This window comes from Methylobacterium sp. BI1 (genome assembly GCF_056680125.1).
Genome location: NZ_CM155267.1, coordinates 1,273,959 through 1,293,966, shown reverse-complemented (window position 1 = coordinate 1,293,966; position 20,008 = coordinate 1,273,959). Strand labels below are relative to the sequence as shown.

24 protein-coding genes and 3 tRNA genes are annotated in these 20,008 nt (G+C 70.6%); 12 read left to right on the top strand and 15 right to left on the bottom strand.

Features of this window, described 5'->3' with window-relative positions; translation table 11 throughout:
* The first annotated feature begins 27 nt into the window (after positions 1-27).
* From AC1MGR_RS06270 to AC1MGR_RS06250, 5 genes are all read left to right on the top strand, one after another.
* Positions 28-642: an aminodeoxychorismate/anthranilate synthase component II gene (locus AC1MGR_RS06270; protein WP_108039286.1), complete on the top strand. Its 615-nt coding sequence runs from the start codon at positions 28-30 to the stop codon at positions 640-642.
* 78 nt (positions 643-720) lie between these two features.
* Positions 721-1,746 (top strand): anthranilate phosphoribosyltransferase, encoded by a 1,026-nt coding sequence (trpD, locus tag AC1MGR_RS06265; RefSeq protein ID WP_480234009.1) that lies wholly within the window; start codon positions 721-723, stop codon positions 1,744-1,746.
* A 9-nt stretch (positions 1,747-1,755) separates the two neighbouring features.
* Positions 1,756-2,619, top strand: a complete 864-nt coding sequence (trpC, locus tag AC1MGR_RS06260; RefSeq protein ID WP_480234008.1) for an indole-3-glycerol phosphate synthase TrpC — start codon at positions 1,756-1,758, stop codon at positions 2,617-2,619.
* A gap of 8 nt (positions 2,620-2,627) precedes the next feature.
* Positions 2,628-3,113, top strand: a complete 486-nt coding sequence (gene moaC / locus AC1MGR_RS06255) for a cyclic pyranopterin monophosphate synthase MoaC (protein WP_480234007.1) — start codon at positions 2,628-2,630, stop codon at positions 3,111-3,113.
* The gene (locus tag AC1MGR_RS06250) at positions 3,110-4,369 is read left to right on the top strand and encodes a molybdopterin molybdotransferase MoeA (protein WP_480234006.1); all 1,260 of its coding nucleotides are present in this window, start codon (positions 3,110-3,112) and stop codon (positions 4,367-4,369) included. The genes moaC and AC1MGR_RS06250 overlap by 4 nt, the downstream gene beginning before the upstream one ends.
* Before the next feature lie 14 nt (positions 4,370-4,383).
* Here the strand turns inward: AC1MGR_RS06250 and AC1MGR_RS06245 are convergent, their stop codons facing one another.
* The 3 genes from AC1MGR_RS06245 to AC1MGR_RS06235 all read right to left on the bottom strand — a co-directional run bounded on the left by AC1MGR_RS06245 (position 4,384) and on the right by AC1MGR_RS06235 (position 7,156).
* On the bottom strand, positions 4,384-4,518 hold the full coding sequence (locus tag AC1MGR_RS06245) for a hypothetical protein (protein ID WP_480234005.1): 135 nt from the start codon (positions 4,516-4,518) through the stop codon (positions 4,384-4,386).
* A 79-nt stretch (positions 4,519-4,597) separates the two neighbouring features.
* On the bottom strand, positions 4,598-5,782 hold the full coding sequence (locus AC1MGR_RS06240; protein ID WP_480234004.1) for a hypothetical protein: 1,185 nt from the start codon (positions 5,780-5,782) through the stop codon (positions 4,598-4,600).
* 3 nt (positions 5,783-5,785) lie between these two features.
* Complete coding sequence (locus AC1MGR_RS06235) at positions 5,786-7,156, bottom strand: RsmB/NOP family class I SAM-dependent RNA methyltransferase (RefSeq protein ID WP_480234003.1); 1,371 nt, start codon at positions 7,154-7,156, stop codon at positions 5,786-5,788.
* An 83-nt stretch (positions 7,157-7,239) separates the two neighbouring features.
* On the opposite strand from AC1MGR_RS06235, the gene AC1MGR_RS06230 reads away from it, so the two are divergent.
* Both AC1MGR_RS06230 and AC1MGR_RS06225 read left to right on the top strand, forming a co-directional pair.
* Positions 7,240-7,467: a DUF1674 domain-containing protein gene (locus tag AC1MGR_RS06230; RefSeq protein ID WP_108039298.1), complete on the top strand. Its 228-nt coding sequence runs from the start codon at positions 7,240-7,242 to the stop codon at positions 7,465-7,467.
* A gap of 75 nt (positions 7,468-7,542) precedes the next feature.
* Positions 7,543-7,851, top strand: a complete 309-nt coding sequence (locus tag AC1MGR_RS06225; protein WP_108039300.1) for a cupin domain-containing protein — start codon at positions 7,543-7,545, stop codon at positions 7,849-7,851.
* A 66-nt stretch (positions 7,852-7,917) separates the two neighbouring features.
* On the opposite strand, the gene AC1MGR_RS06220 is transcribed toward AC1MGR_RS06225, so the two are convergent.
* From AC1MGR_RS06220 to AC1MGR_RS06210, 3 genes are all read right to left on the bottom strand, one after another.
* Positions 7,918-8,448 (bottom strand): L,D-transpeptidase, encoded by a 531-nt coding sequence (locus AC1MGR_RS06220; protein WP_108039302.1) that lies wholly within the window; start codon positions 8,446-8,448, stop codon positions 7,918-7,920.
* Positions 8,449-8,661: 213 nt separating this feature from the next.
* Positions 8,662-9,327, bottom strand: coding sequence for a 5,6-dimethylbenzimidazole synthase (gene bluB, locus AC1MGR_RS06215; RefSeq protein ID WP_480234002.1), 666 nt, complete (start codon positions 9,325-9,327; stop codon positions 8,662-8,664).
* Positions 9,328-9,506: 179 nt separating this feature from the next.
* Complete coding sequence (locus AC1MGR_RS06210; protein ID WP_480234001.1) at positions 9,507-9,779, bottom strand: DUF6894 family protein; 273 nt, start codon at positions 9,777-9,779, stop codon at positions 9,507-9,509.
* A gap of 426 nt (positions 9,780-10,205) precedes the next feature.
* On the opposite strand from AC1MGR_RS06210, the gene AC1MGR_RS06205 reads away from it, so the two are divergent.
* Positions 10,206-10,580 (top strand): DUF2794 domain-containing protein, encoded by a 375-nt coding sequence (locus AC1MGR_RS06205; protein ID WP_108039308.1) that lies wholly within the window; start codon positions 10,206-10,208, stop codon positions 10,578-10,580.
* 262 nt (positions 10,581-10,842) lie between these two features.
* On the opposite strand, the gene AC1MGR_RS06200 is transcribed toward AC1MGR_RS06205, so the two are convergent.
* The 6 genes from AC1MGR_RS06200 to rpmI all read right to left on the bottom strand — a co-directional run bounded on the left by AC1MGR_RS06200 (position 10,843) and on the right by rpmI (position 17,323).
* Positions 10,843-11,610 (bottom strand): Bax inhibitor-1/YccA family protein, encoded by a 768-nt coding sequence (locus AC1MGR_RS06200; protein WP_108039312.1) that lies wholly within the window; start codon positions 11,608-11,610, stop codon positions 10,843-10,845.
* A 346-nt stretch (positions 11,611-11,956) separates the two neighbouring features.
* Positions 11,957-12,799: a DUF1186 domain-containing protein gene (locus tag AC1MGR_RS06195; RefSeq protein ID WP_480234000.1), complete on the bottom strand. Its 843-nt coding sequence runs from the start codon at positions 12,797-12,799 to the stop codon at positions 11,957-11,959.
* Between the two features lie 15 nt (positions 12,800-12,814).
* On the bottom strand, positions 12,815-15,238 hold the full coding sequence (gene pheT, locus AC1MGR_RS06190; RefSeq protein ID WP_480233999.1) for a phenylalanine--tRNA ligase subunit beta: 2,424 nt from the start codon (positions 15,236-15,238) through the stop codon (positions 12,815-12,817).
* Between the two features lie 106 nt (positions 15,239-15,344).
* Entirely contained in the window at positions 15,345-16,427 is a 1,083-nt protein-coding gene (pheS, locus tag AC1MGR_RS06185) for a phenylalanine--tRNA ligase subunit alpha (RefSeq protein WP_480233998.1), read from the bottom strand.
* Between the two features lie 272 nt (positions 16,428-16,699).
* Positions 16,700-17,071 carry a 50S ribosomal protein L20 gene (gene rplT, locus AC1MGR_RS06180; protein WP_056476294.1) on the bottom strand — a complete coding sequence of 124 codons (372 nt, stop codon included), beginning with the start codon at positions 17,069-17,071 and terminating at the stop codon, positions 16,700-16,702.
* 48 nt (positions 17,072-17,119) lie between these two features.
* Entirely contained in the window at positions 17,120-17,323 is a 204-nt protein-coding gene (rpmI, locus tag AC1MGR_RS06175; protein WP_018044555.1) for a 50S ribosomal protein L35, read from the bottom strand.
* A gap of 305 nt (positions 17,324-17,628) precedes the next feature.
* On the opposite strand from rpmI, the gene AC1MGR_RS06170 reads away from it, so the two are divergent.
* The 4 genes from AC1MGR_RS06170 (at position 17,629) to AC1MGR_RS06155 (ending at position 18,761) form a co-directional block, all read left to right on the top strand.
* Positions 17,629-17,705 (top strand) — tRNA-Asp (locus AC1MGR_RS06170).
* A gap of 26 nt (positions 17,706-17,731) precedes the next feature.
* A tRNA-Asp gene (locus AC1MGR_RS06165) sits at positions 17,732-17,808 on the top strand.
* Positions 17,809-17,886: 78 nt separating this feature from the next.
* Positions 17,887-18,102: a hypothetical protein gene (locus AC1MGR_RS06160; RefSeq protein WP_480233997.1), complete on the top strand. Its 216-nt coding sequence runs from the start codon at positions 17,887-17,889 to the stop codon at positions 18,100-18,102.
* Between the two features lie 137 nt (positions 18,103-18,239).
* Positions 18,240-18,761 (top strand): CAP domain-containing protein, encoded by a 522-nt coding sequence (locus AC1MGR_RS06155; RefSeq protein WP_480233996.1) that lies wholly within the window; start codon positions 18,240-18,242, stop codon positions 18,759-18,761.
* A 23-nt stretch (positions 18,762-18,784) separates the two neighbouring features.
* Here AC1MGR_RS06155 and AC1MGR_RS06150 read toward each other — a convergent pair whose 3' ends face one another.
* The 3 genes from AC1MGR_RS06150 to AC1MGR_RS06140 form a co-directional block, all read right to left on the bottom strand.
* On the bottom strand, positions 18,785-19,423 hold the full coding sequence (locus AC1MGR_RS06150) for a cyclic nucleotide-binding domain-containing protein (RefSeq protein WP_108039363.1): 639 nt from the start codon (positions 19,421-19,423) through the stop codon (positions 18,785-18,787).
* Between the two features lie 42 nt (positions 19,424-19,465).
* Positions 19,466-19,753 (bottom strand): hypothetical protein, encoded by a 288-nt coding sequence (locus AC1MGR_RS06145; protein ID WP_480233995.1) that lies wholly within the window; start codon positions 19,751-19,753, stop codon positions 19,466-19,468.
* Positions 19,754-19,799: 46 nt separating this feature from the next.
* Positions 19,800-19,875, bottom strand: a tRNA-Val gene (locus AC1MGR_RS06140).
* Positions 19,876-20,008: the final 133 nt, after the last annotated feature.

Here is a 20,008-nt window from a genome sequence, read left to right as displayed (position 1 = left end):
GCTGGCATGCCTGCGCGTGAGCCGCCCATGTCCGACGTCCTCGTCATCGACAACTACGATTCCTTCACCTGGAATCTCGTCCACCTGATCGGTCCCCTCTGCGGCTCGATCGACGTGGTGCGCAACGACGCGATCACCACCGCGGAGATCCGCGCGCGCCGGCCGGACGCCGTGGTGCTGTCGCCGGGACCGTGCTCGCCGAACGAGGCCGGCATCTGCCTCGACGTGGTCAAGGACCTGTCGACCGAGATCCCAATCTTCGGCGTCTGCCTCGGTCTCCAGGCCATCGGGCAGGCCTTCGGGGGCGACGTCGTGCGGGCGCCGACGCCGATGCACGGCAAGGTCTCCAGCATCCAGCACCGGGCCTCCGGCATCTTCCGCGGCCTCAACGGGCCCTTCGATGCCACGCGCTATCATTCCCTGGTGGTGGAGCGCGGCGGCTGCCCGCCCGATCTCACCGTCACGGCCGAGGCCGACGGCCTGATCATGGGCCTGCAGCATGCCCACCGGCCCGTGCACGGGGTGCAGTTCCACCCCGAGAGCATCCTCTCGCACCACGGTTCGCAGATCCTGCGCAATTTCCTCGACATCGCGGCGGCCTGGAACGCAGCGCGTGACAAGGGCCGCGACGGCGTGCATTGACGGAACCCGTCGCTCGTCAGGAATCATCCCGGTTCTCCCACCGGATCGTCACGCCCGAGTTCTTCGCGCCCGAGACCCATGGAATCGTTCAAGCCCCTCCTCGCGAAGGTTGCCACGGGTGCGAGCCTCACCCGCGACGAGGCGCGTCGGGCTTTCGACGACCTGCTCTCGGGCGAGGTGACGCCGGTCCAGGCCAGCGCCTTCCTGGTCGCCCTGAAGGTCCGCGGCGAGGCGCCGGACGAGATCGTCGGGGCCGTGGAGGCCATGCGCGCGCGAATGCTGCCGGTGCGCAGTGTCCCGGGGGCGGTCGATGTCGTCGGCACCGGCGGCGACCATTCCGGCAGCTACAACGTCTCGACCCTGGCGGCGATCATCACCGCCGCCTGCGGTGTGCCGGTGGCCAAGCACGGCAACCGCGCCGCCACCTCGCGCTCGGGCGCCGCCGACGTGCTCGCTGCCCTCGGCGTCCGCATCGGGCTCGCCCCCGACGAATTGAGCCTCTGCCTCGCCGAGGCGGGCCTGTGCTTCATGTTCGCGCAGACGCATCACGCCGCCATGCGCCACGTGGCCCCCGTGCGGGCCGAACTTCCGACGCGCACGATCTTCAACATGCTCGGCCCCCTGGCCAATCCGGCCGGCGTCCGGCGCCAGCTCTTCGGCGTGTCGTCGCCGGCCTGGGCCGAGCCGCTCACCGGCGTGCTGGCCGAGCTCGGCAGCGACCGGGTCTGGACCGTCCACGGCAGCGACGGGCTCGACGAGATCACCGTCACCGGTCCAACGGCGGTGGTGGCCCTGGAGGGGGGCCGGGTGTCCCGGTTCACCATCGATCCGCGCGATGTCGGATTGCCCCTGCACGGCCTCGACGCCCTGCGCGGCGGCGATCCAGCCCACAACGCCGCGGCGCTCGCCGAGGTCCTGGACGGCGCGCGGAACGCGTATCGCGACATCGCCGTGCTGAATGCCGGGGCCGCCCTCGTCGTGGCCGAGGCGGCACAGACCCTCGCCGACGGCGTCGCCCGGGCGGGTCAGGCCCTCGACAGCGGCGCCGCGCGCGCCACACTACGGACGCTGGTCCGTCTCTCGAACCTTCGCTCGAACGCCTGAAAGCCCGTCATGTCCGAGCTCAAGTCCGAGTCCAAGCCTGAGTCCGTCCCCGAGATCGCGCCGGCCGAGCGCAAGGACGTGCTCGCCCGCATCGAAACCTACAAGCGGCGCGAGATCGCCGAAGCGAAGCTGCGCGTGCCGCAGACGAAGCTCGAGAAGCGCATCGCCGACGTCACGCCGCCGCGGGGCTTCGCCGACGCCATCGCGGCGCATATCGCGCAGAAGCGGCCCGCCCTGATCGCCGAGGTGAAGAAGGCCTCGCCCTCGAAGGGCCTGATCCGCGCCGACTTCGATCCGGCGATCCTGGCCGCGGCCTACGAGGCCGGCGGTGCCACCTGCCTCTCGGTCCTGACCGATACGCCCTCGTTCCAGGGCAAGCCCGAATACCTCACCGAAGCCCGCGCGGCCTGCGCCCTGCCGGTGCTGCGCAAGGACTTCCTGTTCGAGCCCTACCAGGTGTTCGAGGCGCGGGCCTGGGGCGCCGATTGCATCCTCGTCATCATGGCCTGCCTCGACGACGAGGAGGCCGCCGCCCTGGTGGAGACCGCCCACGACCTCGGCATGGACGTGCTGGTCGAGGTGCACGATGCCGACGAGCTGGCGCGGGCCCTGCCCCTCGGCACCCGGCTGGTGGGCATCAATAACCGGAACCTGAAGACCTTCGAGGTCTCGTTCGAGACGGCGATCCGCCTCGCCGAGGGCGTGCCGGCGGACCGCATCGCCGTGGCCGAGAGCGGCATTGCGGGCCATGCCGACGTGGTGCGCCTGGCCGAGAGCGGTCTCGACACGATCCTGGTCGGCGAGAGCCTGATGCGCGAGGCCGACGTCACCGCCGCCACCCGCCGCCTGCTCTTCGGCGACGCGAAGGCGTGAGTGGAACGATGGCCGAACTCACCCACCTGGATGCCTCCGGCGCGGCCAACATGGTCGACGTCTCGGAAAAGGACGCCACCACGCGCACGGCGCGGGCCACCGGTTCGGTGGTGATGCTGCCCGAGACCCTCCGGCTGATCCGGGAGGGCGACGCCAAGAAGGGCGACGTCATCGGCACGGCCCGCCTCGCCGGGATCATGGCCGCGAAGCGGACGCACGAGCTCATCCCCCTCTGCCACCCCCTCCTGCTCTCGAAGGTCCGCGTCGATTGCGAGCCCGACGACGGCCTGCCGGGCCTTCGGGTGACCGCGGAGGTGAAGGTGCTGGGGCCGACCGGCGTCGAGATGGAGGCGCTGACGGCGGTCTCGGTGGCCTGCCTGACCATCTACGACATGGTGAAGGCGGCCGATCGCGGCATGCGCATCGAGGGGATCCGGCTGCTCGCCAAGGATGGCGGCCGGTCGGGGCCCTACCGCGCCGAGGATCACGCTTGAGCGGCAAGCCGTCGAAGCGGTCGGCGTCCGGAGGCCTGATTCCGGTCGCCGAGGCGCTGTCGCGGGTTCTCCAGGCCATCCCCGGACCGGTCGAGACGGAGACCGTTCCGATCGGGCAGGCCGCCGGGCGTACGCTCGCGACGGATGTCCGGGCGACCCGGACGCAGCCGCCCTTCCCGGCCTCGGCCATGGACGGCTACGCGGTCCGCAGTGCCGATGTCGCCGCAACGCCCGCCACCCTTCGGCTGATCGGCGCCAGTGCCGCCGGGCACGGTTTCGCCGGTGTGGTCGGACCGGGCGAAGCCGTGCGGATCTTCACCGGCGCGCCGGTGCCGGAGGGCGCCGACGCGATCCTGATCCAGGAGGACGCCGAGGCGAGCGCCGACAGCGTGACCGGCCGGGAGCCCGTGCCCGCGGGGCGTTTCATCCGCCCGAGCGGCCTGGATTTCCGGAGCGACGATCGGCTACTCGCCGCCGGCGACGTGCTGGACTCGCGCCGGATCGCCCTCGCGGCCGCCGGGGGGCACGGCCAGCTCTCCGTCCGGCGGCGCCCCCGGGTGGCCATCCTGGCCACGGGGGACGAGCTGGTGGCCCCCGGGGAACCGGCGCGCTGGGATCAGATCGTCGCCTCGAACGGGCTGGCGGTCGCGGCCCTGGTCCGCGAGGTCGGTGCCGAGGCCATCGATCTCGGCATTGCGGGCGACACGCTGGCGGCCCTGGACGACGCGATCCTGCGCGCGGTGGCGGCCGACGCGGATCTGCTGATCACCCTGGGCGGGGCCTCGGTCGGCGACCACGACCTCGTGCAATCGGCCCTGCGGACCCGCGGTCTGGAGCTGGGTTTCTGGCGCGTCGCACTCCGCCCCGGCAAGCCCTTGATGCACGGGCGCCTCGGCCGGATGGCCGTCCTCGGCCTGCCGGGCAATCCCGTGGCCTCGGTGGTGTGCGGGCTGCTGTTCGTGGTCCCGGCGATCCGTGCGCTGCTGGGCGATCCGCGTGCCGCCGCGGACCTGTCCGAACCGGCGATCCTCGGCTGCGATCTGCCCGAGAACGACCTGCGCCAGGATTATCTCCGCTCGCGGATCGAGACGGCGCCCGACCGCATCCCGGTGGTCCATCCCGAGAACCGCCAGGATTCCTCGATGCTCTTCATCCTGGGGTCGGCCGAAGCACTGCTGATTCGCGCGCCGCATGCACCGGCCGCCAGGGCCGGCGACCCCTGCCGCATCCTCAGGCTCGACCGGCGGCTGTTCTGACGACCGAGCTGGGTTCAGACGAGGTAGAGCGTGGCCTCGGCGCGGAACACCCGCGGGCAATGGGCGGCATCGACCCAGAGGCGCGCCTCATCGAGACTGATGCTGCGGGACTCGGCGATGTCCTTCAGGGTCATCCAACGTGACGACATGGTCAGCTCCCTCATGGTTAACGAGGTAACGGCCGAGGCTGTCGTTTGTTTCCGCGCGGGCGAATGACCGTCTCAACGCTCACCGCAGGTACGTGACACTGTAGAGCGTGCGGCGCAGGGCCTCCTCGTCGACCCAGACGCGGCCGTTCTCGCAGGCCTCGCGCATGCCGGGTCGCATGCGGGCGCAGTATTCGCCGGTGTTGTCCTGCACCCGGTACTGGCAGCGACCGCCGACGTTACGCCGCCCGATGACCGGACTGGCGTGATCCGCGTGCAGATCCGGGTCCTTCGGATCGCGGTCCTCCAGGAGGTACCAGCTGTAGCCGATGGTGGGTACGCGGCGATGGTCCAGGGCGTAGTCGATCATCGCCAGGATCCGGCCGATCGACCGCGGACTCGGCGGCGTCCCGGAATCCCGCATCTCGACGAACTCGGCCTGATTGGCGGCGACCCGATAGGACACCGGCAGCAGGGGGACGGGGAGGCCGACGCGCCGGCAGCGTGCCTCCACATGCGCGATCCAGCCCGCGTTGAAGGTGTCGGTCCGGGGATGCCGCAGATGAGGAACCGTGCCGGCGAGGCTGCGGAAGCTCATCGGCTTGGGCGCCAGGCGGCTGCGATAGCGCAGGCGGTTCAGGGTCGGCGCGGCGTAGCGGTAGCCGTCGTTGGACGGCAGGTCCCGGTCCTCGCACAGGCCGCCGATGTTGTAGAGGAGTGCGGCCGTATCTTCCTCGCCGCCTTCGATCTTGTCGAAGAATGGCAGCAGCTTCGGATTGCCGATCGCCGACATCTCGGCGGCGTTGCGGCTCCAGGCGATGTCGGCCCGCCAGTTCGGGTGCGCCGTCAGGTGCTCGCGCAGGGCCGGAATGGCGGTCAGGCGCTCGGGATCGGCGAAGTAATATTTCGTGGCGACGTCGAGGGGCGCGATCTGGCGGTCCAGCCGGTGGGAGATCATGTCGGCGGTGGCGTAGGCGAAGCAGATCGCACTCTCGCCCTGGTTCAGGGGCATATCCCGCGGAGAGGGCGACAGGCCGACATCGCGCGTGCCCGCATGCTCCTCGAAGGGGATGCGGGTCTCCACCGGCGCACAGGTCGGATTGCGCGCGTAGGTCGGATGGAGCGGCAGTATGCGCGGATCGACCTGCGCCCGGGCGGGCATCGCCCCCACGACAAGCGATGCCAGAAGGACCCAGATCGGGACGAAGCCCGGCCCCAGGACCGGTGCCGCTCCACGACGGAGGCGTCCGAGCCGGACCGGGACCATCGCTCAGGTCTTTCGACGCAGCCGGCTCGCGAAGAAGCCGTCGAGGCCGCCGCGACCATCCGGCGTGGTGCCGTCGAGGTGGGCGGGCAGCGTCCGCAGGTCGCCGGCGGCATCGATCGGTTCCGACAGGCCACCGAGTTCGGAGGCCTCGACGGGGATCCGTTCGAAATCCGGGTTGCGGGTGAGGAAGGTCGCGACCTGATACTCCCCCTCCTCCCGCTCCAGGGAGCAGGTGCAGTAGACGAGGCGTCCTCCGGGGCGCACCAGGGCTCCGGCCTTGTCGAACAGGCGCTTCTGCAGCCCGATCAGGCGACTGATATCGCTCTCGGTCTTGGTCCAGGCGACATCGGGGTGCCGCCGCAGGGTGCCGGTGGCCGAGCAGGGCGCATCCAGGAGGACGGCATCGAAGGCCCCGTCATCGGTCAACGCCAGGGCATCGCCGACCCGGATCTCCGCCTCCAGCCCGAGCCGGGCGAAGTTCTGCGACAGGCGCTCCAGGCGCGGGCTCGACCGGTCGACGGCCAGGACCGTGGCGCCGGCCGCCGCGAGTTGCGCGGTCTTGCCCCCGGGCGCGGCACAGAGATCGGCGACGCGCTCGCCGGGGCGGACGGCGAGGAGCCGGGCCGGCAGGGCCGCGGCGGCGTCCTGCACCCACCACTGGCCCTCGGCATAGCCCGGCAGGTCCGCGACGGCGGCATGGACGTCGTGCAGGCGCACGCTCCCCGTCGGCAGGGCCACTCCGCCCAGGCGTTCCGCCCATTCGGCCGCCGAGCCCCGCACCGTGATGTCGAGGGCGGCGCCCTGGAGATGCGCCGCGGCGATGGCGCGGGCCGTCTCCTCGCCGTAGGCGGCGCGCCAGCGGCGGGCGAGCCAGTCGGGGGTGTTGTCGGCCAGGGGATCACCGGGATCGGCCACGATCTCGGACCGCTCACGCACGATCCGGCGCAGGACCGCGTTCACGAGGCCGGAGAGGTGCTGCAGCTGCGGATCGGCCTTGGCGAGGCGGACGCCGAGATCGACGGCGGCGTGGTCGGGGACGTTCAGATCGAGGATCTGCACGGCGCCGGTAGCCAGGAGCGCGACGAGACGCGGCTGATCCTCGGGCAGCCCCTGCGACAGGCGGGCGGCGAGCACCCGGCGGAGGAAGCCGAGGCGCCGGAAGGTCGCGGTGGCGATGGCGCGGGCGAGGCCCGCATCGGCGACGTCGAGGCCGGCGTTCCGGCTGGCCTGCGCCAGGGCATCCTCGAGAGCGAAGCCGCGGGTCTTGCCGATGAGGTCGGCCACCGCGCTGTGCGCGACCTGACGGGCGGCCAGCCCGGCGACGCCGCGATCAATCGGCGCCGTCGGCGCATCCGTGTTGCGGCGTGTCGCCATGAGTGCCACTTCCTGAAGCATGTGCCCGCGCATGGCGGGCCTCCCTGCGATGCCCTTCCACCCGTGACACCGAGATGCAAGCCATGACCAGCCCGGAACCGACGGAAATCGCTGCGAATGAGGCCCCGGCCGAGGGCCGGACCCTGACGCCGGAGGCGGCGCGGGCGCTGGCCGAGGCGGCGGAGCGGCGGGCGGCGATCGATGCCCATGCCGCCGAGATCGCGGCGAAGCGGGAGCGCCAGGGCCGGGGCGGCCTGGAGCCGGTGCGCTACGACGATTGGGAGATCAAGGGCATCGCCGTCGACTTCTAAGGGCACTTCGCCGCCGGAACGGCGGTGGTCCCCTCCCGTTGTTCCGGCCACGGACAGACCGGAGGGAGCACGACGATGGCGATCAAGGTTTCGAGCAAGAATGCGGGCGAGGGTCCGCACGGCGAAGTTGCCCTGGCCCGCGGGCAGGTGGTCGCGATGCGGATGTGGCGCGATGAATCGCCCAGCGCCGACAAGCCCATGGCCAAGCGCCCCTACGAGACCGTCGGCTACGTGATCGCCGGGCGGGCGGAGCTGATCGTCGAGGGCGAGACGGTGCTGCTCGAGCCCGGCGATTCCTGGCTGGTGCCCGAGGGGGCAGAGCACACCTACCGCATCCTCGAGGCCTTCACGGCCGTCGAAGCGACGTCGCCGCCCGCGCGCTGACCGCGCTGGAATGCCCGCGCGATCGTGTCGAGGTCGCGCGGGTGTTCGCGTTTGCGGGTGTCCGCGTCAGCGGGTGACGTAGACCTGCGTGCCCACCGAGACGCGCTCGTAGAGGTCGGCGATGTCCTGGTTGTACATCCGGATGCAGCCGTAGGACGCGTAGGTGCCGATCGAGTTCGGACGGTTGGTGCCGTGGATGGCGTACTCGCCGCCGGCGAGGGTCATGGCCGCGACGCCCATCGGGTTCGACGGCGAACCGCCGGCGATGACGGCGGGGAGGCGCGGGTTGTCGCGCTTGACCTCCCGCGGCGGCGACCAGGCCGGCTCCACGTACTTGCCGTCGATCTGGGTGGCGCCGCTCCACTGCTTGCCGGGCTTGCCGACCGCGACGGGGTAGCGGATCGCGGTGCCGTCGCCGTTGACGAGGTAGAGCCGGCGCTCGGCGGTGCGCACGATGATCGAGCCCGGCATCACGCCGTCGTGGAAGGCCACGACCTCCCGGGCCTGGGCGGGTGCGCTCAGGAAACCCGCACCGAGGGCGGCGCCGAGGACCGCCGCAGCCCATGCGTGAGGGCGAACCGTGCCGTGCCGAACCATGACCTGTCTCTCCGAAAGCGTGACCGTTTGCCCGACCATCAATCGCGGAGGCAGGTTCTCGTTCCGGTAAAACGAAGCGTTCGCACGCGGGGAATACGCAGGTTTTCTGAAGCGCGGTAAAGCAGGGTCCGCGAAACCCGACCAAAGCTTGCGCTTCGCCTTTGGACTTTCTTGACTCTGCGGACTTTCTTGACTCTGTCAGTCCTCGGACAGTCAGCGCTCGATCAGGGGCATGCCGCTGCCGAGGCGCTGCTGCCAGCCGTGGCGGACGAGTTCCGGGTCCTCGTGCTCTTCCTCGGGGAAGCCGACGCAGAGATAGGCGACGAGGCTCCAGGCACAGGGGACCTCCAGGGTCCCGCAGACCGTTCCGGGCTCGAGGATCGAGACCCAGCCCACGCCGAGGCCGTGGGCCCGGGCGGCGAGCCAGAAGGTCTGGACGGCGGTGACCACGGAGTAGCGCAGCATCTCCGGCATGGTGGCGCGCCCGAGGCCGTGCCCGGTGGCGGTGGCCTCGTCGCAGAACACCGCGAGATGGACCGGGGCCTCGCGCAGGCCCGCGAGCTTCAGCCGGACATAGGCCTCCCGATGCGCGGCGCCATAGGCCTCGGCGGCGGCGGCGTTGCAGCGCTCGAAGCTGGCGATCACGGCGGCCCGGCGCGCCGGATCCGCCACCCGGACGAAGCGCCAGGGCTGGCTGTTGCCGACGGAGGGGCTGAAGCACGCGAGGTCGAGGCAGCGGCGCAGCAGCGCCTCGTCCACCGGGTCGGTCCGGAACCGGCGCACGTCGCGGCGCCAGGCGAACAGGCTCGCGAGCGTCTGGCGAAACTCGGCATCGAAGCTGACCAAGACCCGTCCCCGGCGGTGAATGCCCCCCTTCATAGACGGAGTTTCTCGGCGGAGCGGATTTTTCGCGCACGGGCTCGCGCGCCGAAGAGCTCGCGCGCTAACGGGCTCGCGCGATCGAGGTCTGCTGCGATCCGACGCCCTGGCCGCTGTCCGACAGCGCCCCGGGCGGCGACTGCCGCGCGACGAGGGAAGCACCGCCCGAAATCCGGCCCTCAGGGCTCGAGATCGCCCGATCCCGACTCGGGGCTCATCCACAGACCCGAGAAGGTCAGGGTCGCGGAATAGACCGGCGCGCTGTCCGCGTCGCGGACGATGACGGTGAAGGCCTGAGCCTCCGCGCCGCGCTGGGGGATCGCGTCCCGCGCGATCTCCGGCAGGGCGCGCATGGCCTCGCGGCGGATCTGGTCCGTGTCGACGCAATCCTGCCCGATCGGATCAGGGAGGAACGCCCGGCCGTCGTGGATGTCGAAAAAGTAGCGTGCCACGCCGGTGCCCCGCTGTCCTCGCCTCGGCTTCCTAGACGTGAAGTGCCGCGCAAGATCACCGGTTCTGTCGGGTAGACCACAGAAAGCACAGGCCGGCACCGGCACCGGCGCGCGGTCGCGGCTTAAAAAAAGGGCCGCGCTCCGAAGAGGCGGCCTGAAGTCCTTGGGTCTCGAAACCTCTGGAATGTCGGTCCCGCCGAACCGGGCGCCGTCCGAAAAGCTGGGGAGCCGTGGAGATCGGACGCCGCACCGGAACGGGATCGACGAAGTTTCAGCAACAGGTGTCGCGCCTCATCAAGGCCGACGCTGGGCCTTATGACGGCGAAATCATGGTGATGTGTTTCCGCCGGCGGGCGCGAATCGCCGCTCTTGCAGGCCGGAAAGCCCGGCATCATGATGGTGGATCAGTCCGGAACAGGAGTGACGATGAGCGAGAGAGCCGGTGCCGATACGCGATTGCCCGAGGCGGCTGCCCGGGTCATCCCCTTCCCGACCGCGCCGGTCCAGCCCCAGATCGCCTTCGACCGCGCGGAGCTGCGCGTCCTGTTCAATCTCTATGGACGGATGGTGTCGCAGGGCGAGTGGCGCGACTACGCCCTCGATTTCCGGCGCGACAAGGCCGTCTTCTCGATCTACCGCCGCAGCTCCGAGATGCCGCTCTACCGGGTCGAGAAGGACCCCAAGCTCGCCCGGCGCCAGGGCGCCTATGCCGTGGTGGCCGCCTCAGGCCTCGTGATGAAGCGCGGCACCGACCTCGCCCGCGTCCTCGCCGTGCTGGAGCCGCCGCTTCGGGCCGTGTGAGCGCGCCAACGCGGCAAGTACCGAGAGAGGCGACGTCGCCCTCCTGGGCACGGGGGCAGCGGCATGGAGGACGTGCCACGACGCCCACTCCTTCCAGGGAGGGAGCCCACGCCTCCCACGAATCGCGAAGGCGGACGGATCGGTGCCCGCCCAAGCAAGAGCTCGCAGGGGCCGCACCCACATCCTCCCTTGATCCAGCAAAAAGGCCCCGGCGGTCTCCCGCCGGGGCCTTTTCGTCACGCGTTCGAATGACTGGGTTCGCTTAGCGGCGGTCGCCGAGGAGCGAGAGCAGCATCTGGAACATGTTGATGAAGTCCAGGTACAGGGTCAGGGCGCCGTTCACCGACAGCTTGGCCGCACCCTCGGCATCGGCGCCGCTGTAGAGGAACATCTCCTTGAGCTTCTGCGTATCGTAGGCGGTGAGGCCCGCGAAGATCAGGACGCCGATCACCGAGATCGCGAACTGAAGCGCCGAAGAGGCGAGGAAGATGTTCACCAGCGAGGCGATGATGAGGCCGATCAGGCCCATGATCAGGAACGAGCCCATGCCCGACAGGCTGCGCTTGGTGCTGTAGCCGTAGAGGCTGAGACCGCCGAAGGTCGCCGCCGTGATGAAGAACACCCGCACCACGCTCGCGCCCGTGAAGACGAGCAGGAGCGAGGACATCGAGGCGCCCATCACCGCCGCGAAGGCGAAGAAGGTCAGGCGCGCCGAGGCCGCGGACATCCGGTCCATCCGCATCGAGAAGATGAAGATGAAGGCGAGCGGCGCCAGCATGACGACCCACTTCAGCGGGCTGGTGTAGAGCAGCTGGCCGAACGGCGTCAGGGCGACGCGGCCGGTCGCCGTCTGCGCGACGGCGGCCATGTTGAGGCCGAGTGCCACGAGACCGGAGATCCCGAGGCCGATGACCATGTTGTTGTAGACGCCGAGCATGAAGGTACGCAGGCCCTGGTCGATCTCGACCTGGCTGCCGGCATACCCGGTCGGCTGGGCGCCGTACCGGAAGGGGCTGTTATCGAATGCCATGGGAGTTTCCCTTGGAAGCTCTCTCAGCGTGTGATTTCGGAATGAGGCTCACGCACAGGACCTCTTGGCGCCAAGCGACGCCTCACGACGAAATATGTTCGGTCACGCTGCCCCGCACAAGGGGCCGGCCCAGGCTGAAACGCCTGAATCGCACCGGTCTATGCTGGTATTTTGCTCGGTTCGGCAGGGATTAAAATCGGTCCTGACCATGCGAGCATTGCGCGGGCCGGGGATTAACCAAGGTGGACATCGGATCCCGTCGCGGCGCCGAACCGGCGCATGGATGGGACGCCGCGAGGTCGCCGAGCGGGCAGGCGGATGAGCGCGGTTCCCGCGGCGGCTGCGCTCAGGTGACGGCCTTGTCCAGGCAGCACTTCTTGAACTTCCTGCCGCTGCCGCAGGGGCAGGGATCGTTGCGGCCGACGTTCTTCAGGGGATTGCGCACGGGCTGGCCGAAGCCCTCCGCGGTCCAGGCGAGGTCCGCCAGGGGATCGTCGATGGGCCCGAAGCGCAGGGGATCGAAGCGACCGAGGTCGTCGCCCTCCGCCTCCGCCTGGCTCAGGGCCCTGGGGAACCAGGTCGGATCGCTGTTCGACGCGTTGAGGCGGCCGTCCCGGCGGGCGGCGGCGACGCGCTCCGCGAGGTCGCGCAGGCCCAGGAGGGCGATCGCCTCCTCCCAGCCTGCCCAGGCGAGATCGCCCTCGACCGCGGCACGCTTGTCGTCGAATCGGACCAGGAGGGCCTGGGTCTCCGGACGCGGGATGCGGCCGGTCTGTGTGAGGTAGGCCAGGGCGGAGAAGGCCACGTTCCGCACGGCGTCGTCGACGGTGCTGTCGAGCAGCAGCGCACCGAGGGGCGCCGCGTCCCCGTCGAAGACGCCGATGAGGAGCCGGGTCAGGGTCGTCGAGACCGCGTCGCCGAGGAGGATGTCGAGGGTCTCGCCGTCGAGGGCGAGCAGCCGGATGAGCGGCCGGTAGGCCCGGGTCTCCCCGACCGAGCCGAGGACGTGCAGGCCCCAGAACAGCAGGTCGGCCTCGGACTCCTCGAGGTCCGGCTCCCGGGCGGCCCGTTCGAGGACCGCCAGCACGGCGTCGACGATGCGGTCCGGCTCCGCCAGGGCCGCGCGCATCTCGGGCACCGGGAGGTACTTGGCGGCCGAGAGGGCGGCGACGAGGTCCGGATCGAGCATTGGTGGTCTCTCCTGTCAGGAGCGTAGGGTCGCCCCGGTCTTGCGCGCGACCTCGGCGACGATCCGGGCGCTGACCGCCTCGATCTCCGCATCGGTGAGGGTCCGGTCCAGGGGCTGGAGCCGGACCGCGATCGCCACCGACTTCGCGCCCTCGGGGATGCCGACGCCCTCGTAGATGTCGAACACGTCGATCCCCGTGACGAGCTTGCGCTCGGCGGCCTGGGCGGCCTTCACCACGTCCCCCGCCGCCACGTCGCGACCGACCACGAAGGCGAAGTCGCGGGAAATCGGCTGGAAGTCAGAGAGGGCCAGGGCCGCCTTGACCTTGGTGGGACGGTATTTCGGCAGCGGCACCGCGTCGAGGGTGATCTCGAAGGCGACCAGCTGGCCCTTGAGGTCCAGGGCCTTCATCACGCGGGGATGGACCTCGCCGAAGACGCCCACCTGGTTCTTGGGGCCGAACTGCAGGGTGCCGGAGCGGCCCGGATGCAGCCAGTCCGGCCCGCCGGCGACGACCTGGAGGCCGCCACCGGGGACGCCCAGAGCCGCCAGGAGCGCGAGGGCGTCGGCCTTGGCGTCGAAGGCGTCGACGCCGTCGGTGCGTCCGTCCCAGTGCCGGCCGGCGCCCGCATGGGTGGCGGTGCCGCGGCGGATGGCGGCCACCCGGATGGTCTGGCCCTCGGGCTGGTCGGTGGCGAAGCACTGGCCGACCTCGAACAGGGCGACGTCGGGGCTGCCGCGGTCGGCATTGCGCTGGGCGGCGCGCAGCAGGCCGGGCACCAGGCTCGGGCGCATGTCGGAGAGATCGGCCGCGATCGGGTTGGCCAGGGCGAGGTCCGCGCCGCCGCCACCGAACAGCACGGCATCGTCATGGGGAATGAACGACCAGGTCACGGCCTCGACGAGGCCGCGGCTGGCGAGCGCCCGCTTCGCGAGGCGCGTGCGCTTCTGCATCACGGTCAGGACCGGCTTGCCCACAGCCGCCTCGATGCGCGGCAGGGGCTTGGGCTCGATGCGGTCGAGGCCCGCGATCCGGACGATCTCCTCGACGAGGTCGGCCTTGCCCTCGACGTCGGGACGCCAGGAGGGGGTGAGCACCTTCACCCGGTCGCCGGAGCCCGCGACGTGGAAGCCGAGGGCCTCCAGGGTCACCTTCATCTCGGCGCGGGACAGCTCGATGCCGGCGAGGCGCCGGGTCTCCGTCCACGGGAAGTCGATGACCCGCTCGGTCTGGGGCGGCTCGCCCACGATCACGGGCTGGCTCGGGCTGCCGCCGCAGATCTCCAGGACGAGGCGGGTGGCGAGGTCGAGGCCCGGCAGGGTGAAGGCCGGATCGACGCCGCGCTCGAAGCGGTAGCGCGCATCGGTGATCACGCCGAGGCGGCGGCCGGACTGGGCGATGTTCACCGGGTCCCACAGGGCGGATTCGATCAGCACGTCGGTGGTGCCGTCGTCGCAGCCGGAGGCCTCGCCGCCGATGATGCCGCCGATGGACTCGACGCCGTTGTCGTCGGCGATGACCACGGTGTCGCCGGTCAGGGTGTAGGTCTTGCCGTCCAGGGCCTTCAGGGTCTCGCCGTCGCGGGCGCGGCGGACCACGAGGCCGCCCGCCACCTTGGCGGCGTCGAAGACGTGCAGGGGCCGGCCGCGGTCGAAGGTCAGGTAGTTGGTGATGTCGACGAGCGCGTTGATCGGGCGCAGGCCGAGCGCGCGCAGGCGCGCCTGCATCCAGTCCGGCGAGGGGCCGTTCGTCACGCCGCGCACGAGGCGCAGGGTGAAGTAGGGGCACAGGCCCGTGTCGGGCGCTTCGAAATCGAGGGTGACGGGCACCGGGCAGTCGCCCTCCCCGCGCACCGGCGGCTGGGGCGGGCGCTTGAGGTCGCCGAGGCCGGTCGCCGCGAGGTCGCGGGCGATGCCGTGGATGGCGGTGCAGTCGGGCCGGTTCGGGGTGAGGTTGATCTCGACCACCGGGTCGTCGAGCTTGGCGTAGAGGGCGTAGGGCTGGCCCGTGGGCGCGTCGGCGGGCAGGTCGAGGATGCCGCTCGACTCCTCGCCGAGGCCGAGTTCGGCGCCCGAGCACAGCATGCCGAGGCTCTCGACGCCCCGGATGGTGCCCACCGCCAGGGTCTTGTCGAGGCCGGGCACGTAGGTGCCGGGGGGCGCGAACACCGTCTTCATCCCGGCGCGGGCGTTGGGCGCGCCGCACACCACCTGGACCGGCTGGCCGGTGCCGGAATCCACCGTGCAGACGCGCAGGCGGTCGGCGTTCGGGTGCTGCTCGGCGGTGAGGACGTGCGCGACCACGAAGGGCTTCAGGCTCGCGGCCTTGTCCTCGATGCCTTCGACCTCGAGGCCGATCCGCGTCAGGGTCTCGGCCACGGTGTCGAGGGACGCCTCGGTGTCGAGGTGGTCCTTTAGCCAGGAGAGGGTGAGTTTCATCGCTTGAATCCCCTGGCGTCCGAGGCTCCCTGGAGGGTGGGATGCCGGCGCCGAACAGGAAAGGAAAGGTCTCGTCCGGCCTGAGCCGGCGCGCGAAAGCCCGGGCTCAGCCCGTCAGCCCGGCCACCAGGCTCGGAATGTCGAGGGGCCGGAAGCCGTAATGGTCGAGCCAGCGGACGTCCGCCTCGAAGAAGGGGCGCAGGTCCGGCATGCCGTATTTCAGCATCGCGATCCGGTCGATGCCGACGCCGAAGGCGAAGCCCTGGACGCTGTCGGGATCGAGGCCGCAATTGCGCAGCACGTTAGGGTGGACCATGCCGCAGCCGAGGATCTCGAGCCAGTCCGTCCCCTCGCCGAAGCGGATCTCGCCGCCCTTGCGCGAACACTGGATGTCCACCTCCGCCGAGGGCTCGGTGAAGGGGAAGAACGACGGGCGGAAGCGCATCTTCACCGCCTCGACCTCGAAGAAGGTGCGGCAGAATTCCTCCAGCACCCATTTCAGGTTGGCGATGTTGGCGGCCTTGTCGATCACCAGGCCCTCGACCTGGTGGAACATCGGCGTGTGGGTCTGGTCGGAATCGTGCCGGTAGGTCCGGCCCGGGCAGATCACCCGGATCGGCGGCTGCTGCGCCCGCATCGTCCGGATCTGCACCGGCGAGGTGTGGGTGCGCAGCACCTTGCGCTGGCCGTTGCGGTCGGGAGCCAGGAAGAAGGTGTCGTGCATCTCGCGGGCCGGGTGGCCGGGCGGGAAGTTGAGGGCCGTGAAGTTGTAGTCGTCGGTCTCGATGTCGGGCCCCTCGGCCACCGAGAAGCCCATATCGGCGAAGATCGCGGTGATCTCGTCCATGACCTGGCTGATCGGATGGACGCGGCCGCGCACCTCGGGCGCCTCGCGCACCGGAAGGGTCACGTCGATGCGCTCGGCCGAGAGGCGGGCGGACAGGGCCGCCTCCGCCAGGGCGTCCCGCCGGGCGCCGAGCGCGCCCTGCACCCGGTCGCGCAGGCCGTTGATCAGGGGGCCGCGCGCCTTGCGCTCGTCGGGGCTCATCGCCCCCAGGGTCTTCAGGAGTTCGGAGACCGACCCCTTCTTGCCCAGGGCGGCGACGCGCACGGCATCGAGGGCGGCCTCGTCGGCGGCGTCCGCGACCTGACGGAGCAGGTCGCCTTCGAGGGTGTCGAGATCGGTCATCGGTTCCACTCACCGGCTGCGGCGCCGGCCCCTCGCGGGACCGGGCGGGCTCGATCGGCCTTGGGGCATCGGCCTACGGGCATCGGAATCGGGCGTCGGCCTGGGGCGAGGGTTTTCCCGGTCCCCGGCCGCAACGCAAGCGGGCACGGGCCGAAAAACCCTCAAATCGTCGGGCCGAAAGACGAAAGGCGCGGCGCCCCGGGGGTGCCGCGCCTTTCGTGAAGAACAGCGCCCGGCTCGGGTGAGCCGGGATCGCCTCGGGCGGCCTTGACTCAGGCGGCCTTGGCAGCCGGGAGGGCGGCCTTGGCCATCTCGACCACGGCGGCGAACGAGGCGGGCTCGTGGATGGCGAGCTCGGAGAGGGCCTTGCGGTCCACCTCGATGCCGGACTTGGACAGGCCGTTGATGAAGCGCGAATAGGTCAGGCCATGCTCACGGACCGCGGCGTTGAGGCGCTGGATCCAGAGGGCGCGGAACGTGCGCTTCTTGTTCTTCCGATCGCGGTAGGCATACTGCATGCCCTTCTCGACCGCCTGCTTGGCGATCCGGATCGTGTTCTTGCGGCGGCCGTAATAACCACGGGCGGCCTTGAGGACTTTCTTGTGCTTCGCGTGACTGGTCACGCCGCGCTTGACGCGGGCCATGGGAGTTCTCCTGGATTACGAAAAAAGCAGTGTCGGCGTCGTGAAGGCTTACCGGCTGTTGGGCAGGAAGTACTTCTTCACGTTGGCAGCATCGCCCTCGAACAGGGTGGTGGTGCCGCGCAGGTTGCGGATCTGCTTCGTCGTCCGCTTGATCATCCCGTGGCGCTTGCCGGCCTGGGCATACATGACCTTGCCGGTGCCGGTGATCTTGAAGCGCTTCTTCGCGCCCGACTTGGTTTTCAGCTTGGGCATTTGGCTCTCCTGAACGCGCAGCGGCTCCGACCCGGTTGGATCGAAGAGATGCGCTCGGTTGATGCTTCTGATGGAGCAGCACGAACCGCCACGGCAGCCCGATCGGCCGGGCGGTTCAACGCGAGGGGGCTATGACAGAAAAGCGACGCGGTTTCAATGCCGCGCCTCGGGCCGCGTCATCGCCCGAGTTTCGGGCCGAGTCGCGACACCGGAAATTCCCGGCCGAATGCGCTCCGGGATTGCTTGACAGCCCCCGGCGCGGAACCTACACCCCCGACACCGCCGGAAACGGGGCGGGACGTCAAGCGGGCGTAGCTCAGTCGGTTAGAGTGCCGGCCTGTCACGCCGGAGGTCGCGGGTTCGAGTCCCGTCGCCCGCGCCACGTCACTTCTTCCCCGAATATTGGATGCGGGCGTAGCTCAGTCGGTTAGAGTGCCGGCCTGTCACGCCGGAGGTCGCGGGTTCGAGTCCCGTCGCCCGCGCCATCGCGCCCCAGGCGCGTTCACCTCGCCTTCCCCCACCGACGCCCTACACTTCTGCAGAGACTTTGCGGAGGGCGACGGATGTCGGGTGTCTTCTTCCTCTACTTCACCGCCTGCCTCGCCCGCGCGCCGGATACCTGCGAAGCGCGCAAGCTCGCCCTCGACGTGGACGACGCTCCGGCCTGCCTGCACGTGGCGCAGCCGCAGCTGGCGCAGTGGATCGGCAGCCATCCCGAATTCCGCATCACCGCCTGGCGCTGCGGCGCGCCGCCCCGCGATCACGGCACCCGGATCTGAGGCCGCCCCGTGACCGGGGAGACACAGGCGCGCCTCCGGCGCGCGCGCGCGGCAGGATCGCCGCGTTTTCGCCGCACGGAACGCGGAGGCGGGAGGCCGATCCCCGAAAGCCCCTCCCCCGAGATCCGTCCAGACCGATGCGCAGCTTCCGTTCCGCCCTTCCGCACCCGACGCCTCGCCTCGGGGCGGGCGCCCTCGGCCTTGCCGTCCTCCTGGCGCTGGCCGGCTGCGGCAGCCCCACCCTCCTCGCTCCCGACCAGCCCACCAGCGTGGTCATCCTGGACGAACAGGCGGCCGCGGCCGCGATCTCGCGCTACCGGGCGCAGCACGGCCTCGGCCCGGTGGTGATCGATTCGAGCCTGATCCGGGCCGCCTCCTACCAGGCCGCCTCGAACGCCAAGGCCGGCCGCCTCAGCCACGAGATCGGCGGCACCTTCGATTCCCGCATGGCCCAGGCCGGCTTCGGCCGGAGCTACGCCGCCGAAAACCTCAGCGCCGGCTCGGCCACCTTCGACGAGGTGCTGGCCCGCTGGAAGGCATCGGGCGAGCACAACAAGAACATGCTCATCCCACAGCTCCGACGCATCGGCATCGCCCGCGTCGACGCTCCCGGCACGCGCTACAAACGCTACTGGGCCCTGGTGATGGCCGGCGGCTGAGGCCTGCGCTGGCCGGCGACGCCTCAGAGCGCCCCGGTGCCGGTCGTAAGCGTCGCCTCCCGGGGCTGGGCGCGTTCCTGGGCGCCCTGGAACAGGCGTTCGCTGGTGAGCTTCAGGAAATAGAAGCCGAATTCCGGGTTCTGGTAGTAGAGCTGCTTGACCTCCGAGTAGGAGATCCGCAGGGCCTGCCCCGCCTCGACGCAGACCAGCGAGGCGGTCCGGGTGTTGCCCGGCGAGAGCAGCCCGAGCTCGCCGACGACCCCGCCGGCACGCACCGCGATCCCGTATTCCGGAATGCGGAAGCTGCCGCTCTCCACGTAGAACATCTCGCCCGCCGCATCGCCCTTGCGGAAGACGGTCTGTCCCGCCTTGAAGCGGACCGCGCTGCCGAAGGGCCGGAGCCAGTCGAGGGACAGGTCGCCCTCGGCCGCCGACTCCACCTGGCGCACCAGGCGCACCATCTGCCAGAGCCGATAGGCGTTGAAGGGGATCTGGATCGCCTCGGTGAGCACCACCGGCCAGCTACCGATCAGCACCCCGTAGGTGATGACGGCGACGCTGGCGACGAGGGCGATGATCCGCAGGGGGATCATGGTCGTCATCGCCGAGGCCGTGATGGTGAGGGCCGTGCCGAGATAGCCGATAGCCTCGACCCCGTCGATGCCGAGGACGGTCATCGCCTGGGCCCGGCCGATCGCGGCGTCTCAGTCCCGCGCATCGTCGGCATCCGCCTCGGCGAGCCCGTCCTGCAGGGAGCGGATGATGGTCCGCATCTCCGGCACCATGGCGATCGCCTTGGCGATCCGCTGCGCCTCCTCGCGCGTCATCGCGCCCGTGGCCGCGCGCGCCTCGGCCTCCTCCGCGAAGTAGGTCCAGGCCACGGCCAAGCCCTCCCCGTCCTCGACGCAGAAGCTGCCGTCCCGCTCGACCACGATCCAGGGCGGCGGGAATCCCCGGGCCGGCCGCGGGTGGATCTCGCCATCATCCGCCACGGGACACCTCAGCGTTGGGGCAGGGTCGCGATCGCCGCGTTGCAAATGGTGGGCGGTGAGGGACTCGAACCCCCGACCCTCTCCGTGTAAAGGAGACGCTCTACCAACTGAGCTAACCGCCCGTGCGCCGGCATGCGGTGCGACGGCTTCGTAGCGGACGCGCGGGCGGGGGCGCAACCCCCTCCCCCGGCGGGCCTCGGGTCCGGGCACGAAAAAGGCCCCGGCTTGGTGCCGGGGCCTCGGTTCAGGTCAGGG

Coding starts and splice junctions, on each gene's coding strand:
- AC1MGR_RS06270 (WP_108039286.1), top strand. CDS start 28: ATGTCCGACGTCCTCGTCATCGACAACTACGATTCCTTCACCTGGAAT.
- trpD (WP_480234009.1), top strand. CDS start 721: ATGGAATCGTTCAAGCCCCTCCTCGCGAAGGTTGCCACGGGTGCGAGC.
- trpC (WP_480234008.1), top strand. CDS start 1,756: ATGTCCGAGCTCAAGTCCGAGTCCAAGCCTGAGTCCGTCCCCGAGATC.
- moaC (WP_480234007.1), top strand. CDS start 2,628: ATGGCCGAACTCACCCACCTGGATGCCTCCGGCGCGGCCAACATGGTC.
- AC1MGR_RS06245 (WP_480234005.1), bottom strand. CDS start 4,518: ATGTCGTCACGTTGGATGACCCTGAAGGACATCGCCGAGTCCCGCAGC.
- AC1MGR_RS06240 (WP_480234004.1), bottom strand. CDS start 5,782: ATGGTCCCGGTCCGGCTCGGACGCCTCCGTCGTGGAGCGGCACCGGTC.
- AC1MGR_RS06235 (WP_480234003.1), bottom strand. CDS start 7,156: ATGGCGACACGCCGCAACACGGATGCGCCGACGGCGCCGATTGATCGC.
- AC1MGR_RS06230 (WP_108039298.1), top strand. CDS start 7,240: ATGACCAGCCCGGAACCGACGGAAATCGCTGCGAATGAGGCCCCGGCC.
- AC1MGR_RS06225 (WP_108039300.1), top strand. CDS start 7,543: ATGGCGATCAAGGTTTCGAGCAAGAATGCGGGCGAGGGTCCGCACGGC.
- AC1MGR_RS06220 (WP_108039302.1), bottom strand. CDS start 8,448: ATGGTTCGGCACGGCACGGTTCGCCCTCACGCATGGGCTGCGGCGGTC.
- bluB (WP_480234002.1), bottom strand. CDS start 9,327: ATGAAGGGGGGCATTCACCGCCGGGGACGGGTCTTGGTCAGCTTCGAT.
- AC1MGR_RS06205 (WP_108039308.1), top strand. CDS start 10,206: ATGAGCGAGAGAGCCGGTGCCGATACGCGATTGCCCGAGGCGGCTGCC.
- AC1MGR_RS06200 (WP_108039312.1), bottom strand. CDS start 11,610: ATGGCATTCGATAACAGCCCCTTCCGGTACGGCGCCCAGCCGACCGGG.
- AC1MGR_RS06195 (WP_480234000.1), bottom strand. CDS start 12,799: ATGCTCGATCCGGACCTCGTCGCCGCCCTCTCGGCCGCCAAGTACCTC.
- pheT (WP_480233999.1), bottom strand. CDS start 15,238: ATGAAACTCACCCTCTCCTGGCTAAAGGACCACCTCGACACCGAGGCG.
- pheS (WP_480233998.1), bottom strand. CDS start 16,427: ATGACCGATCTCGACACCCTCGAAGGCGACCTGCTCCGTCAGGTCGCG.
- rplT (WP_056476294.1), bottom strand. CDS start 17,071: ATGGCCCGCGTCAAGCGCGGCGTGACCAGTCACGCGAAGCACAAGAAA.
- rpmI (WP_018044555.1), bottom strand. CDS start 17,323: ATGCCCAAGCTGAAAACCAAGTCGGGCGCGAAGAAGCGCTTCAAGATC.
- AC1MGR_RS06160 (WP_480233997.1), top strand. CDS start 17,887: ATGTCGGGTGTCTTCTTCCTCTACTTCACCGCCTGCCTCGCCCGCGCG.
- AC1MGR_RS06155 (WP_480233996.1), top strand. CDS start 18,240: ATGCGCAGCTTCCGTTCCGCCCTTCCGCACCCGACGCCTCGCCTCGGG.